This is a genomic window from Cytobacillus sp. C11.1 (assembly GCF_058145115.1).
This window is the reverse complement of record NZ_CM176935.1, coordinates 579,983-596,385: the sequence shown is the minus strand read 5'-3', so window position 1 is coordinate 596,385 and position 16,403 is coordinate 579,983. Positions and strand designations below refer to the sequence as shown.

Here is a 16,403-nt window from a genome sequence, read left to right as displayed (position 1 = left end):
AATGGATGTTTTAATTCTAATTTGTGTTTTAATGGGTTTGTTTCTATTTTCGATTGGCCTGAAGTCATTCTATGACTATTTGATTGAGAAACAAGAATTAAAAAAGCATATACAAGACAATGTGTTTGTAAATAGGTTCAGTTTAAAAAGAAGGAAAAACAGCAGTGAAAAATGGCTGGAAAGAACGTTTTACTACGCGGATGACTTTTCTTCATTGGGAAACAGGGTGAATTTTTTCAGTGAATCACAGGATGTTGAGAAATGGCTTATGCAGGCCAGCTATCCTTATGGCCTGACTGTCGAACGGTTCCAAGGCCTGAAAATATTCGCTCTGCTGGTTGGGTTTGTTATCGGGTTCATGCTGATTATCATCCAATTTCCGATGTCTCAGATTTTGATTATTGCACTCCCGCTTGCTGGCTATTTCAGTTTAATCTTATGGATTAAAAACAAAGCTAAAAAAAGGCAGGATGAACTTGGCTATGTTCTGCCGGACTTTCTGGATACTGTCAGTGTGACCCTGCAGGCAGGCATTGGGCTGGACCAGGCACTAAGGGACATTGTCCCTTACTTTGATGGTCCTGTAGGAGAAGAGTTTGCACGGTTTAATCAGGAGATAGATTTAGGAGTTCCCCGGGAGAAAGCATATAGAAGTCTCCTGGACAGAAATGATAATGAGGCATTTCAATCACTGATTAAATCATTGATTCAGGGATCGCGCCTTGGAGTTCCTGTTGCAACTACCTTTAAGCTGCAGGCAAATGAAATGCGGAACATGAAGAAAGAGAAAATCAAAGAAGAGGCAGCAAAAGCCTCACCCAAGATTACGTTGATTACCACTTTCATTGTCATGCCGACTGTTATGCTATTAATCGGCGGATTACTTATTTTAAACATGTTCACTGGCGAGGACAGTATAATGAACATTTTTAAATAGGATTTTAATAATTTCTTAAGTTAATAGGCAATGAGAACTTACTTGAAAGGAGGTGTTAAGTCATGAGAAAGGTTTCAATCAAGCTTTATCAAAGAATGACAAGTGCTCTTAACAATGAAAGAGGAGCTCAGACATTGGAATGGGTAGCAGTTGGAGCAGTTGTTGTAACAATTGCGGCGCTTCTCGGAAGTGCATTCGATGGTGATGGGATTAAAGGAATTGTAGATGATATTCTGGCGAAAATTTCCGATACTTTATAATGATACAGCGTTCACAGCCATTTTAATAAGATTACAATCAATATTTAGCGGCAATGTATCCAAAGATTTGCCGCTAAATATTCATTTTTGTTTAGGGAGTGTTTTTTCATTATGGGTAATAAGCTTCATCGGGTGCTTGTTTTTCTGCTGACAGTTGTTTTTTTATCAGCATGCAGTGAAAATAAGCCGAATTCTGATTCGAAAAAAGCAAGTGATAATGAGACAGAAACGGTTGCAGATCAGCAAGAATCAGAAAAGGAAGAAGATGATGAATCTGCTATTGAAGAGCTGCTGGCTGACCTTCCTAAACCTACCGAAACAGTGACTGAACTAGTTAATGCAGATGCAGGAGAATTCTCAGGGAAAGGATTTGATGAGTTAACCCCTGAAGAACAAAAGGAAGCAGTAGAAAGACTGAGGGAGCTTCCAAAGCTGGACGAAAATCCATCTGAACAGGAAATAGAACTTTATTGGAGGAAGTCCCTTTCTCTATTTCATGAAGACTATGCAAATCCAGCAGAGGTGCTGGGCATCCTTGAAGTTGAAGCATTTGGCAGCCCGGATATAGAAGATGAACGTTTTCAATTTAAAGATAATTTAAATGTTGAAATCCTTCTTGATGCAAGCGGCAGTATGGCAAACCAAATTGATGGAAGATCCATGATGGATATCGCAAAGGAGTCCATTAAGGAATTTGCGGAATCCTTGCCTGAAGGTGCTAACATTGCTCTCCGCGTATATGGGCATGAAGGTACAGGGTCAGATCAAGATAAAGAACTTTCCTGTAAGAGCAATGAATTGGTTTATGAAATGAGTTCTTATGATGCTGAAGCTTTGGGGAAATCTTTAAATGAATTCCAGCCTGCTGGCTGGACGCCGCTAGCTAAAGCAATTGAAGAAGCAAAGAAAGATTTAAGTTCATATAAGAGCGATACAAATACCAATATCATTTATTTAGTAAGTGATGGCGTAGAAACATGTGATGGGGATCCTGTCGCTGAGGCCCAAAGTCTGGCCGACTCCAATATAAAGCCAATTGTGAATGTAATAGGCTTTGACCTTAACGCTGAGGGTCAAAATCAATTAAAAGAAGTAGCGCAAGCAGCTAAAGGGATTTATAGCAATGCGAGAAATCAAGAACAATTAAATCAAGAATTGGCTAGAGCCCGCGAGATTGCCGATAAGTGGACACAGTGGCAGAAAGACGCTGTGACCAATGCCTCAAGTCAGAGGTATGATCAGTTATTATCTGATATTCCGCGCTTCGGAATTGATTGGAATGAGGCTAACAGGTACGAAAAATCAAATATTAGAGAGCCTTTGAGAGTATTAAGAGATGAAGGCCATATTAGCCGGGAAGCGTTCCAGCTCTTATCTGACAAAACAAGTGAGCGGTATAGCAAGGTCCTGGATATGAACAAACAAATCAGAGAAGACTTAAGAAGTTTAGCTAATAAAAACTTTGAGAGTGTAAAAGAAGAAATCAACAAGAAATATAGTGAAAACACAAACTAAAAGTGAATATTCTATCGATATTTTTGCAGGAATAGATGCTAGTTATTCCTGCAAAAATATTGATTTACCATTTAATTAACAGAGCTAATTAGAAAAAAAGGGGGGATGCTCATATGTCCAATTTAAAAAAGAAACTCCAAGATGAAAAAGGTTCGATGACACTCGAATTTCTAACAGTCATGCCTTATTATTTCTTTTTCTTCTTATTATTATGGCAGGCGGTTGCCTCGGGATTAACCATGATGAAGGCTCAGTCAGCTGTGAATGAAGCAGCAAAGTATTATGCGGTGACAGAGGAATACAGTGAAGCCTACAGTATTGCCAGTGATGCCATTGGAGTAAGCGACATTATGACATTCCAGGGTTTTGATATTCATACAGGTTTTAATGGTGAATTTGAAGCTGTTATTCAACTCCGGCATGGACTGGTATTTGTTCCTAAGGAATGGAGAAATAAGGCATCTATTAATCTTACTCATAAGGTAAATAGCAGGGTGATAAAATGAGGAGTTATATAGATAATGAACGGGGAAGCGGAGTTCTTCTGACTATCTTTAATTTCTTAATAGTGGGAATAATGCTAATTCTCGTTTTGAATATCGCCATGGCTTTTACAAAAAAAGAGCAGGCTTCCATTGCGGCAGAGCATGCGAGCCTGGCAGCTACAAGTGTATTGTATGAACAGGTATATGAGGATGTTAAAAGCTATAAAAAGTTGATTGACGCTGATATTGAAGAAGAAACCATAGACATATTAAAAACGATTGAGGAAAAAGTGGAAGAGAGAGAAGAAAAACTTAAGTATTCCCAGCCTTTCCTTTCAAAGAATGAACGGCGTATTCAAGCCATCGATGATGTTTTATCAAGCGAAATTAAAGAGGATCATCTCTTTTCCGACCAAGTACTTCAAGCGGTAAGGAATGCGGAAAGTTCTATAGACAGTTCAGTACAGAATACTATTCGAAAAAATCACGGTAAAGATGCAGCGAGTGAGTATAATTGGGAATTCCATGAATACAGAATTGCAGTGGAAGCACAAACAGAGTTTGAAGCAGTTCACTATAATGGCCTTAATTTTGGGAAAAACAGCGACATTTCACAAGTTGGAACGGGTCCGGAAATTTCATTTCTAGAGGCTTTAGGATGGTAAAGTGTTAGTTGAATACTAGATAAGAAAGGAGTATGAGGCTATGAAGAGGAAAACCAAATCTATGTTTAAAAGAACGGCAGCCTGCTTACTAGCATCTTTCATTATACTGATTAACTTCCTTCCTGTGGCGGCGCTTGCTCAAGGGAATTTCAACCCTGGTACTTTTTCTCCGGGTACCTTTTCCCCCGGCACATTCTCTCCAGGTGAATTCAATCCTGGTACATTTAGTCCGGGGCAATTCAATCCTGGTACATTCAGTCCTGGGCAATTTTCACCTGGCCAGTTCTCGCCTGGTCAGTTTTCACCAGGAGATTTCAGCCCGGGCGAATTTTCTCCAGGAGAGTTTGATCCGGGACAATCCACGCCGGGAACAATTACGCCTGGAAATGGGACTGGAACAGATCCGTTTGGAAATTTCGGAGGGCAAAATGGCCTTCCTCCACAATTCAATCCACCCATCATAGACCTGCCTGGAAATGTTGAACACCCTATTGGCAATACGGGAACCATGGATCCTGGCAACCCAGAGGCGAATAAGAACGTGCCATTTCCGTATGAAGAAGACGGGAATTACCAGGCTTTTAAATTTATTACGAAAGACATGCTTTTTCCAGCTATCGATGGCTTGTATCTCCATACCATTCAAGATATAGATTGGAATAAGTATGGAGATGGATTAAGCAGAGATCTTGCTAAGGGGATCGTGAAAAACCGGTTAGAAGCAATGTTTAAAGATGAATCATTGTTGAGTGCCCCTGTTAACCTGGGGGTAGATGTTTGGTCTGCTTATGATAACGGACAACACATTAGCAAGTTCCTAGGTTCAACCACTGATATTCGAAATGCCTGGAATGCTGCCAGGGCTGCTTCCACTACTGGAGGCTCCTTTAGTACAGCTGCGAATGCTGGATCATTCCTTTCAAATGCAACAAAGACATTTGAAATGGGGACAGGATTTGCAGGGAAAGCTGCCCCATGGCTGGCTGCAATCAGTACTGGGATTTCTGGAGCGGAAACAGTAATGAACTTTGCGAATGGAAAGACCAATGATGGAATTGCTAGCTTAGGTGAGACATTGATGTCTGGGGCAGTTGTTCTTTCGGCAACCGGTGTGGGTGCACCGATTGCGGCCGGAGTCGCTCTAGTTGGCGGAGCGCTTTGGGCTGGAGCAAAGATTTATAAGCATGCAGGAGCAATCAAAAGCGCCTGGAAAAATAGAAAAAAACTAGTATCAAATGCTGCCAAATCAGTAGGAAATGCAGTTAAAGGCGGGGTAAATGCTGTGAAATCCGGCTTTAAGACAGTTTCCGGGTGGTTTAGCTAAATAAACTCCTATAGAATAGACACAGCTACTACTAATACAGCCAGTAATAGGAGGAAGATTCATGATCAGAATGCATAACTTGCCGGAAAATATTAAAGAGTCTCTCAAGCCATATTACAAGGAAAACGAAACGCCGGATGTGTTTCCTGCCAAGTTTAACATTGGCGGGAAACTTTACTATTATTTTACCTTTGCTCCTGCTGAGGAACAGTTGATTATGGAGAATGATGGAACTGTTCCGCGTTTCGATGCAGTAAAGGAAGCTGCAGTTATTACTAATAGCTACAATGTATGCATTGAAACATTTGTAAATATTGGATCTAAGTGGGTTAAGGCTAATCGAATAGAGAACTATGTGAAATTAAAGGATATTTTGCAAGAGATAGAAACTAAGCTAGGGCCATTTCCACAGGATGTTGGAAGGGCTTATAAAGTTTTTGAACAGGTGCCGGATCAAATCATTGAAAGCCAGAAGATTATTGAAGAATCAGTTAAAAAAGCTGACCATCTTTGGCTGAGAGGCAGAGAAGACCTGCTGGTAACAGAGGAAGATGAAAAGGAAATGCACGGATGTCTTGTGGATATGGTCACGGCGCAGGTCCGTCAAAATGATATTCAGCTTCAAACAGAAAGTGAAAGAAAGATAGTCTATGACTATGTTTCTTCTAAGAAAGGGCTGCTGAATTTTACTGCTCTTAATTTGGCGAGAAAATTAAAGCCATACGAGAAACATATGTTTAGCAGTAATGCACAGGACGCTAAAGGCTGGGGTGAACTTAGACATTCTGTGCTGAACAGTGATCTTGAGGCTGAGCGCCAAAAAAACGCTGTGTTAGTATATAGGAAATTGCGTAATCCAAGATAAAACGAAAAGGGGGAATTTGCTTTGCTGCAAGCAATAAAAGAGGGCAGTGAGTTATATAAAAAATACTTCCTCCGTGTAATCCTGATTGGCTTTACAATTATTCTTCCCATTCAAGCCATATATACATTAGCCATTAACTTTATTGCCATGCCTTTTGAGGTTTTTAATCTGTCTTTATGGACTTCAATTTTCCAAAGCATTTTTATGCTAATGAGCCTTTTTATCATCCTTATCCCCATGATTAGCTTGGCCAGCCAGGATACAAGAACCCATACAGTAAAAACAGGCCAAATATATGGAGATACGATTAAATATGCCTTTTTTGCGTATTTAATCAGTATCCCATTTTCCGTTGTGACAACAATTGGATTACTGTTATTAATAATCCCTGGAATTATTCTGCTAGTTCTTTTCATAGGCATTCCATTTGTTAAAGTTATTGAAGACGAAACTGTAACAATGGTCATAAAAAGGTCAGTATCCTTTGGGAAAGAAAACTTCATAGCGCTGTTTGGCATGCTTCTATTGTTTGCTGCAGCTGATTTTTTAGGTTCTTACTTGTTTTCATACTTAGCTATCATTATATCAGGACAAATGGCCGCAATTAACTGGGCTATGATGATATTCAATATGTTCCTGCTTCCGCTTTTTGTATTTTCAGTTGCAAAACTATACTTAAGCTGGAATGGCGAAGCTGATCTTCTTCAGGAAGGAGAGTTTCAACAGCAGCTGGAGCAATACCGATAGAAGTCTTCTGCAAGAAGAGGTTCTAGGGTTGTCTATGGAAGAGAAGAACTGGAAACAATTTCACCATACAACTGCTTTTCTTTTACATTGTTTCTCTTTCAGTGGCAGAAGGGATTTTTTCAAGTGGAAGGCAATTCCTGTTCAGGTTAGCAATTCAATGAAGCCATAAAAAAAGTCATAAGATTTCAAGCTTATGACTTTTTTTATGGAATAAAGCATTAGTTTACTTATAAGAAGCCCTGAAACATATAAATGCGATGTATCCCCACTTTTTTAATAAAACGGAAATAGTAGAAAAGAACCAGGAACCAAATCATACATAACCCGTAAATAAAATATCAAATAAGCGAATCGAACGGTTAAGTGAAAAAGATAAGCCTGAAGGAGGCCCTCATGATTAAAAAAAATCCCATCTCCATAATGTTTTTGTGTTTGTTGAGCACCTTTCTGTTCCTCTCCGCCTGCAGTAATTCAAATACAAGCAATACGGGGACAAAGGCAGAAAAGAAGGAAGAAGACAAATTTGAAAAGCTAGCTGAGGAAAAGAATAAGGAGCTGGAGCTTGAGCCGATCGAGCTTACTTCTTATAGCGAGGAAGTCGGAGCCTCTATAAAGGAACCTGCTTATAAGGAGTTTGCCGTGAATGGCATAGTGGTTGTTGAAGGAGAGGTAGAGAAGTATTCAGCGCTAAAGTCTGAATATGCCTGGATAAAGGTGCGTGCAGCAGAAGAAGGCCATGCCGGCTATGACCATGAGTATTACACTCCAATCAAAGAGGGGAAATTCAAGCAGCCAATCCGCTTTTTTAATGGAGAGGGCGAGTATCGGGTGACGGTTCAGCTTCCAAGCATGGACAGTGAAAGTTATTACTATGACACTGCAGCATTTACAGTTCACAATATCAATCCGGAAGCGGAACGGGATGTAACCTTCACTCCATTTGGCCAGGAAGCGGAAATGGCTCTGGATTTGAAATCAAGTTATGTAAAAGAGAATGAATTATTCACTTTAAATGGGGAAGCGGCGAACCTGACAGACGGTGATACAATTATGCTCAAATTAAACAAGGATGCTGAAATGTGGAAGCACGTCATACCGATTGAGGAAGGCAAGTTCTCTTATGATGTTCCTTTATTCTACGGAAAGGGGCTGCATAAGCTCGAAATATTGGTTCCGGATAAAGAGCGCGAAAATTACTATCAGACTGCGACAACACTTTTAATAGATAACGAGTCAGACAGAACCATGAGCCCAATTGAGTACTCAAAAACTTATGAGGAACGGGGAGTAACTTTGGAGTATCCGCAATATGGCGGAGAGGAATCTGATGGCACATTCTCGGTTAAAGGAAAAATTGACCTAAAGGCAGAGTTTGGCACTGAAACCACTCACCTTTATATTACGACAAAAAAAGGCGAGGACGAAGCGCTCGATGTAATCCCTGTCGAGGACTTCACATTTGATGATTCCTTTTATTTGCGATTTGGACCCGGTACGTATGAGGTCACGTTAAGTGTTCCGGAAATTAAGGAGGAGAACAGTGATTACTTCAGGTTTTATGGGTTTGCCAAGTTTGAAGTTGAGTCAACAGGCGGGGATAAGCGTGACCTGCTTCCTTCGAGAGGCGTCCAGTCAGATGCAGAGCCGATTACAGAACTGGCTAAAAAGTTAACAGAAGGGAAGAGCAGCGACCGGGAGAAAGCTAAAGCCATTTATGATTATGTCGCAAAAACGATTTCTTATGATGTTGAAAAACTGGAAACAGATGATTTTAACTGGGATGATAGCGCCCTAAAGACCTTGGATTCTAAGACTGGTGTCTGCCAGGATTACTCTTATCTGGCAATTGCCCTGCTGCGTGCAAGCAATATGGAAGCCCGTTTTGTAGAAGGTACTGCCTTTAGCGGATTCTGGCCCCAAAAGCATGCCTGGGTGGAAGTAAAAGTGGATGGCAGCTGGCTGACCATGGATCCAACATGGGGAGCAGGTTATATAAAAGATGATAAATTCGTAGCGGCTTTTAATGAAAAATACTTTGATCCTAATAAGGATGAGTTTGAAAAAACACATAACCGCACAGGGGTTTCTTATTAAGTTTGCAAAAGCCACGGGGCCTGTTCCTGTGGCTTTTCCTTTTTACAAAAAGGAAAAATAAGCGGCAGCGGCGAAATAATTGGATTGAGCATTTTTAAATTGGCTGTGGAGGAATCGATGTGGGAAAGGTAATGGCGGCAGTGGCTTTTTCCCTTGTATTTGCGGGGTTAGGGCAGTTTTATAATAAGGAGTATAGAAAGGCAATCGCCTTTATTATTGTCGATATTGTGTTTGTGTATGTGTACCTGAAGGGGCTGATGTTTCCGCTGATTCTCTTTCATATATTGGCGGCAGTTGATGCTTTCGCATTAGCGAAAGAAAAGAAAAGTGAAAAGGAGGGGTTTCTTACACTTCCAAAAGCAGTTCCTATTTTGGGTGCTGCCGTTATTTTTATTTCACTGATGATTGCGGGCCCCTATTATTTTTTCCTGAGGCCTGCTGAACCTGTCGCTTCTGTACCTCAAAAAACGAGAGCAGAGATGAAGGCGGCAGAGGATAAAGTGATTTTGCATCTAGCGGATAAGTACCGGCATGATTTTTATGTTCAGAGTTCAAGGTATAGTGGTGAGGGTTCCAGATATGAGATTACTGTTTACCCGAAAAACCAGCAGGAGCTTGCGTTTATAGCTAGTTTCTCTGAAAAAGGGCAGAGCTTCAAGGATCGCTATATGAATACCAGATGGGAAAAAGAGTTCGAGCAGGAAGCATCCTCTTTGCTGGGGGAAGGGGCAGTGCTTTCTTCTTCAATAGATGCAGATGAAGGGACGCAGAAAAAGCTAGATCCACTGGCCATTCCGTCTTATGAAGAACTCAGGCTAATGTATGCACAGGGGTATACCCACACAATGAATATTAAGGTTGAAAATCCGGAAAGCCTTTATCCTTTTATCACTTATATAAAAGATAAGAAGATTAATAATCCAATACTGAAATTACAACTGTTAGACAGGGTTATGGAGCTTAACAGCGGAGATATAGAAGAACTTAAAACTCAATCTGATTTGGAAAAATATATAAAATAATGACGCTATTAAACTCGCTGTTGATTTTCTGCTCAGTCACTCAGCGTACCACGGCAAGCTGGGAGTCTTATCTAGCACTAAGCTTGCTGGTCCCCCTTTGGATCGCTTCTCCCGTTGGATATTGAATGAGCCTCCAGATAAACACCGCAAGAATAAGATGACGAACAGGGTGAATTCTAGGATTCCCCTGTTTTTTGCGGAAAGAAGCTTTACAAATAAATCCAAATACCCTTCTTTATATTTTCTGAAAATTGTAAAATTATATTGACTAGGCTTTTTTATCCACGATCTCTCTGAAGGAGGGAAAGGTTTGATAAAACAAATGGCAGGAGTTGTATTTTGTATGATGCTGATTTTTCCTGGAATGGTGAAGGCCGGCGGTTTTGGAGGAGATGATAGGGGGACTCCAGGCTATTGGTACGCTGGAGATACTCCAGGTTTTATTGATCCGGAAAAGTCTCCACTCGTTTTTGTTCATGGCTATAATAATTCATCCGCTGTTTGGCATGAAGGAAATGATATGTACGAAGTTGCGTTGGCCAATGGCTATGAAACAGCCTTCATCGATCTACATCCTGATCGGGATATGTGGGCGAATGGCGCCATGCTGGCTGAAAAGCTAGAGGACATGTACCATCATTTCGGCGGAAAAAAGCTAGTGGTCGTTGGCTATAGCAAAGGCGGGGTGGATATACAAACAGCACTTGTTCATTATGGAGCACATCAATATGTATCAAATGTTATTTCCTTATCATCTCCGCATCATGGAACCCAGCTCGCAGATCTCGCACATAGCAGTGCAGCCTGGTGGTTAGCTGCTCTTCTTGGGAACAACAATGAAGCAACAGAATCCCTGCAGATAGGTAATATGCAATACTTTAGGGCTATTACGGATACACATGAAAACGCAGCGAAAAATTTGTATTTTACACTAGGCGGTACAAAATGGGGTTCTTTTGGCAGCGCCTCTTATTGGGGAGGCCTATACTTAAGCCAATACGGTAAAAATGATGGTGTTGTAACGACAGTTAATTCCCGCTTGCCCGGTGCCTCTATTGTACAGGAAGGCAGCTGGAACCATACGACCATCAGGGAAGGATCCTACACATTCCAGGTATTTAGGCCATATACAATGGTTACCCAGCCTGCATCTGTTTTAGTATCTGCAAGCAAGATAACTCCAATCAGCCAGCCGAATGTCCACTCCATCGTAAAAGGCGGAAAAGCAGTGAATGCTTTAAATGACCATTTTGCCGTTGAAGAAAATGTTAAATCCATGACTGTATCCTTCTTAAGCGAGAAAAACTTGTCTTCATTAACATTGACAGGTCCGGATGGGAAGGAATATAAAACAAAAAAGGTTTATAAAGAAGCATCGGAATTTTTTAAGGGAGCATGGGTTCACCAGTTTGAAATGGATGCACCTGAAGCAGGCCCTTGGTCATTGAAGGGACCTGGAAATGCTTCCTACCTATACACGGTCTCCCTCGATAGCCCTTTAAATGACACACTCCAGCAAAATGCCGGGATTATGAACAAAAATAAAATCTATAAAACAAAATGGACGCATTTCGGATTTGATTCAACAGGGAAGAAGCTGCAAAAAAAGACAAAGGGTGAGAAATCCGGACTAATGGCAGATAACGAATTTAAACAGGAAGGTGTATATAACGTGACAACAGAAGTTAGAGGGGTAACCTCCAAGGGGAAGCCTTTCGAAAGAACGATCATTGAATCTTTCTACGTAGATAAGGATGGTGAACGCCAATAAATATTCTTTGGGCTGCTGGGAGGCAGTCTTTTTTAATTGGGAGATATACGAAAAGTAATATTAGCTGGATGTATGCAGGAAAACAAATTCCAATCATTTTATGAAACCTTTTACCAGTTTAACCGTTAATAGTATTATGCCAATTTTATCAAAAAGACAGAAACGTCTCGTCAGATTACAGGACTTTTAGACGAAATATCGAATATATAAATGGTTGGAAGTAATTTTAATAGAATTGATAAATGCAAACGCATGAGATAGATAAGGAGAGGTTTCACATGGATCGGAATCATATGCACTCTACGATAGAGAGGGTATTGGGGAATATTGAGAAAGTAATGATTGGCAAACGGAATGTAGCAGAGTTAAGCTTGGTGGCGCTTCTCGCGGGAGGCCATGTATTGCTGGAGGATGTTCCGGGTGTCGGAAAAACAATGATGGTGCGTGCGCTGGCAAAATCTGTGGGTGCATCATTTAAGCGCATCCAATTCACACCTGACTTGCTTCCTTCAGATGTGACAGGTGTATCCATCTATAATCCAAAGGAAATGGAATTTCAGTTCAGGCCTGGCCCGATCATGGGCAATATCATTTTAGCAGACGAAATTAATAGAACCTCTCCAAAGACGCAATCTGCACTTCTCGAGGGAATGGAAGAGAGCAGCGTCACAATTGATGGGGTTACACACCGCCTTGAAAAACCGTTCTTTGTTATGGCGACACAGAATCCGATTGAGTATGAAGGAACATATCCGCTGCCGGAAGCACAGCTGGATCGTTTTTTATTAAAAATGAAGATGGGCTATCCCGATGTTTCGGAGGAAATGGAGGTCCTGAACCGGGCGCAGCGAATTCCGCCCATTGAAGAACTGGAGCCCGTTATTGATTTGGCAGAGCTTCGTGAGCTCCAAAAAGAAATTAAAGAAGTCCATGTGGATGATACAATAAAACGCTATATTGTGGATATTGCCAATCGAACAAGAACACATAGAAGTGTGTATTTAGGGGCGAGTCCGCGTGGTTCGATTTCTTTAATGAAAGCGGCCCAGGCATACGCATTTATGTATGGACGCGATTATGTGCTTCCAGACGATATTCAGTATTTGGCGCCGGCTGTGTTTGTCCACCGGATTATTCTAAAGTCTGAGGCGAAATTTGAAGGCATTACAGCAGATGAAATTGTGGAACGTGTCATTGCCAGGGTTCCGGTCCCTGTTCAAAGGTTAGTGAAGTAATATGAACCAGGTGTTTAATACGCTAAAAGGTATATGGAAACTAATCGTTTTATTCGTTCTTATTCTCCTCGCCTTTTCCTATGCCATGTTTCAGGGAGGATTTGTGAGCTGGTTTTTATTTTACAGCTTTCTTCCTTTTGCTTTATATGCGCTTGCTTTATCTTTTTATTCCCTAAAGGACTTTCAAGTGGAAAGAATATTGCCTAAAACAGAATTCAATGCAGGAGAAAATGCTGTCATCACATTGAAAATAAGGAGGAAAGCTGCTGTTCCGTTATTATATCTGGTTGTGGGGGATGGGATGAGTGAGCAGCTCCTTTTTTCGAAGCATGGAAAAAAGCCGAAGCGGTTTTTGTTTCCAGGATTCCAAAAGGAAATGTCCCTGCAATATCAAATAGACCGTTTGCCAAGGGGGGAGCATTTCTTTACCTCCATTCGCATTAAAACTGGGGATGCGCTTGGGTTAATTGAAAAGGAAAGACAAGTTCCTGCAGAAAATAGAATGATTGTTTATCCGGCATATGAGGAGATCATCTATAAGCCTTTAGCACATCATTATGACCAGGGAATGACCGCCTCAAAAGAGCGGGTGCAAAGGGATACCTCCATGGCGATCGGCATAAGAGAGTATCAGCCGGGAGATCGGTTTTCCTGGATTAACTGGAAAGCCACCGCAAAGCGAAATGATATTATGACAAAAGAATTTGAACAAAGGCAGTCACATGATGTGTATATTCTCATGGATTGTGCGCCGGATAGTCGATTTGAAGCTGTTGTTTCTTTTACAGCATCCATTGTGAGAGCCATTCTTCGCAAGGGAGCCCAGGTTGGCTTTCTGTCTTCTGCAGCAGAACGGACTATTTTTCCGGTTAGGGGCGGGGAAGCACAGCAGCTGCAGCTATTTTATCATTTGGCCAAAATAAAGGATGATTCAACTGTAACGCTGGACCGTGTACTTGAAGCTGAAAGCTTTCTTTTGCAGCAAAACAGTCAGCTTATGCTCGTTACATCAAAATTATCAAAGGCACTGATTGAGAAGGCAGGATTTGTCGCTTCAAAAAATGGTTCTATTACGATCTTTTTAATAAAAGACATGAATGAATCCCCGCTGCAGGAGGAGATCGCACTAAAAGCCTCAGCCAACTCAAGGGGAGTCCGGGTTATCATGGTTCATAACGGTCAGTTTTCAGATGCATTTACGGGGGTGAGCAAAGGATGACATCTCATAAGATCCAAAAAGATCCTGCCGCCTTCCTTCTCTATGTTTTGGGATTTTTACTATTATGGGAATGGCTGAGGCCGCTTGAACAGTTAACAGATACATCGAATATAGCAGTGTTTCTGATATTTTTGATGTTATCTCTGCTCATGTCTTTTTATGGTGTTTCCCCTTTATTAAGCGGCTTTATAAAAGTGCTCTATGTGGTTTATGTACTGAACTTTCTGTATTTTGAAGGTGCCTTCTTTCAAATATCCTGGATTTCGCCATTTTGGGAAGATCTGAAATATAATTTTAGCCTTATGGCTGATAGAGATTGGCCAAGCATAACCAATCTGTTCAGAAGTTTATTATTTTTTGTTCTGCTTGGGCTGATGACCTATTTAATTCAATACTGGCTTATAAACCGCAGGCAGATCTTTATCTTCTTTTTCATGACGCTGGTTTATATAACCGTTCTGGACACATTCACTCCATATGTGGCAGATGGGGCAATTGTCAGAACGGTAATTGCAGGCTTTGCTGTTATGGGGATTTTAACTTTTTATCGACTTCTGGATAAGGAAGGGATTAAGAAAGAGGTCTCCCTATCCCGCAAATGGATGGTTCCGCTTGCATTGCTGATTGCCGTGAGCGCTGGTTTAGGCTTTGCGGCGCCAAAGGCAGAACCAATGTGGCCGGATCCGGTGCCATTTATAAAATCTTACGGTCAAAATAGCGGAGGAGATGGACCGGCTATCCAGAAAATTGGGTATGGTGAAGATGATTCCCGTCTAGGCGGCCCTTTTATTGGGGATAACGGGGTAGTTTTTAGAGCCGAAGTGGAATCACGCCACTATTGGAAGGTGGAGACGAAGGATACATACACTGGCAAAGGATGGGTTACCTCTCAGCCGGAAGAAGAATTTCTTCCATTTGGAATGGGTGAGGATATTCCGGTCTCTTCGTTTATCGACGATGATGCAATTGAGACAACCGAAGAAACCAGCTCTGTGTATACTTTCATGAATTACCCACACGTTGTTTATCCATTAGGAGTAGAAAGTATTGATGCTCCGCCCTTTATTACGTATGAACTCGAAACCGCTACTGAAAAAATTCGCACTCTCGATGAGGGACGCCCTGTTGCGTTAGATCAGTACAAACTGGGGTTCAAAGTACCAAAATACAGTGTCACCGCCCTGAAATCGGCAGAAAATAACGCAGGGGCACTGCCTGATGAATTTTTGGCAAGATATACACAGCTGCCTGATGAACTGCCAAATAGAGTCAGAGAATTGGCGCTTGAAATCACCCAGGATAAAACTGATTGGTTTGAAAAAGCCAGAGAGCTGGAAAGGTATTTCCGCAGAGCGGAATACAATTATGACCAGCAGAACGTGGCTGTACCGGAAGCAGACGAGGATTATGTTGATCAATTCCTATTTGATACAAAACAGGGCTACTGCGATAATTTCTCCTCTTCAATGGCGGTCATGGCCAGGTCGATTGGATTGCCTGCCAGATGGGTCAAGGGCTATACAGAAGGAGAATTCCAACAGTCTACTGGTTCGGGACTTCGCTTGTTTGAAGTGACAAATAATAATGCCCATTCCTGGGTTGAAATTTATTTTCCAGAAATCGGCTGGGTTCCATTTGAACCTACCCAGGGCTTTAGCAATAACGTTCAATATAATTTTGATAATGCCGGCCAAAATACGAGCCAGGCTGAAACAGAAGAGCCGAAAGAGACGGAAACACCTGTTAAACCAGAAAAACCTGAACAAAAAGTGGCGGATGAAACCTCATTCTCCATAAAAGAGGTTTGGGAGTCAATGAAGGCTTTCTTCGCTGACAACTGGAAAGCAATTGGAATAGCGATTTTGAGTGTAGCAGTACTAATCTTTCTGTTTTACCAAAAACGCGGAAAATGGCTTCCGCTTTATTTCATCTGGAGATTCAAACAGACGAAAAAGGATGAACATTTCCCTAAAGCGTACATGATTCTGTTAAAGGAATTAAAACGTTACGGGTTACAGAGGAAAAGCGGCCAAACCTTGAGAGAGTATGCCAAATATGTAGACAGTTTCTTTTCTACGAAGGAAATGAGCCGATTAACAGCACGCTATGAGGAGCTTGTTTATCGGGGAATCCTGAAAGAAGGAAGCTGGACTGAGACGAAGGAATTGTGGGAAAATTTAATTAAAAAGACAATAGCTTGACCGGAAATTAAGCGTGTTGTTACAATAGGCAAATAAGACAACGGCCAAAATCAAGCACATTGT

Annotated in this window: 14 protein-coding genes; all 14 read left to right on the top strand. The window is 41.3% G+C overall.

Translation table 11 applies throughout. The features are described from left to right. The first annotated feature begins 1 nt into the window (after window position 1). The 14 genes from AC3ZVC_RS02970 (at window position 2) to AC3ZVC_RS02905 (ending at window position 16,340) form a co-directional block, all read left to right on the top strand. Window positions 2-937 carry a type II secretion system F family protein gene (locus AC3ZVC_RS02970; protein WP_490066197.1) on the top strand — a complete coding sequence of 312 codons (936 nt, stop codon included), beginning with the start codon at window positions 2-4 and terminating at the stop codon, window positions 935-937. Between the two features lie 62 nt (window positions 938-999). Beyond that, window positions 1,000-1,197, top strand: a complete 198-nt coding sequence (locus tag AC3ZVC_RS02965; protein ID WP_490066196.1) for a hypothetical protein — start codon at window positions 1,000-1,002, stop codon at window positions 1,195-1,197. 111 nt (window positions 1,198-1,308) lie between these two features. Continuing rightward, complete coding sequence (locus AC3ZVC_RS02960) at window positions 1,309-2,712, top strand: VWA domain-containing protein (RefSeq protein ID WP_490066195.1); 1,404 nt, start codon at window positions 1,309-1,311, stop codon at window positions 2,710-2,712. A gap of 113 nt (window positions 2,713-2,825) precedes the next feature. Further along, the gene (locus AC3ZVC_RS02955) at window positions 2,826-3,218 is read left to right on the top strand and encodes a TadE/TadG family type IV pilus assembly protein (RefSeq protein WP_490066194.1); all 393 of its coding nucleotides are present in this window, start codon (window positions 2,826-2,828) and stop codon (window positions 3,216-3,218) included. Beyond that, window positions 3,215-3,862, top strand: a complete 648-nt coding sequence (locus AC3ZVC_RS02950; protein ID WP_490066192.1) for a hypothetical protein — start codon at window positions 3,215-3,217, stop codon at window positions 3,860-3,862. Before AC3ZVC_RS02955 ends, AC3ZVC_RS02950 begins: the two co-directional genes overlap by 4 nt. A gap of 40 nt (window positions 3,863-3,902) precedes the next feature. After that, window positions 3,903-5,186 (top strand): hypothetical protein, encoded by a 1,284-nt coding sequence (locus tag AC3ZVC_RS02945; RefSeq protein ID WP_490066191.1) that lies wholly within the window; start codon window positions 3,903-3,905, stop codon window positions 5,184-5,186. Between the two features lie 61 nt (window positions 5,187-5,247). After that, on the top strand, window positions 5,248-6,051 hold the full coding sequence (locus tag AC3ZVC_RS02940; protein ID WP_490066190.1) for a hypothetical protein: 804 nt from the start codon (window positions 5,248-5,250) through the stop codon (window positions 6,049-6,051). 21 nt (window positions 6,052-6,072) lie between these two features. Further along, entirely contained in the window at window positions 6,073-6,798 is a 726-nt protein-coding gene (locus AC3ZVC_RS02935) for a hypothetical protein (RefSeq protein ID WP_490066189.1), read from the top strand. A 393-nt stretch (window positions 6,799-7,191) separates the two neighbouring features. Further along, a complete protein-coding gene (locus tag AC3ZVC_RS02930; RefSeq protein ID WP_490066188.1) occupies window positions 7,192-8,892 on the top strand; it encodes a transglutaminase domain-containing protein in 1,701 nt (566 codons plus the stop codon). Between the two features lie 119 nt (window positions 8,893-9,011). Next, a complete protein-coding gene (locus AC3ZVC_RS02925) occupies window positions 9,012-9,914 on the top strand; it encodes a hypothetical protein (protein ID WP_490066187.1) in 903 nt (300 codons plus the stop codon). Window positions 9,915-10,224: 310 nt separating this feature from the next. Continuing rightward, window positions 10,225-11,685, top strand: coding sequence for an esterase/lipase family protein (locus tag AC3ZVC_RS02920; protein ID WP_490066186.1), 1,461 nt, complete (start codon window positions 10,225-10,227; stop codon window positions 11,683-11,685). Window positions 11,686-11,963: 278 nt separating this feature from the next. Then, on the top strand, window positions 11,964-12,920 hold the full coding sequence (locus AC3ZVC_RS02915) for an AAA family ATPase (RefSeq protein WP_490066185.1): 957 nt from the start codon (window positions 11,964-11,966) through the stop codon (window positions 12,918-12,920). A gap of 1 nt (window position 12,921) precedes the next feature. Next, entirely contained in the window at window positions 12,922-14,139 is a 1,218-nt protein-coding gene (locus AC3ZVC_RS02910; protein ID WP_490066184.1) for a DUF58 domain-containing protein, read from the top strand. Beyond that, window positions 14,136-16,340, top strand: a complete 2,205-nt coding sequence (locus tag AC3ZVC_RS02905; protein WP_490066183.1) for a DUF4129 domain-containing transglutaminase family protein — start codon at window positions 14,136-14,138, stop codon at window positions 16,338-16,340. Before AC3ZVC_RS02910 ends, AC3ZVC_RS02905 begins: the two co-directional genes overlap by 4 nt. Window positions 16,341-16,403 lie beyond the last annotated feature (63 nt).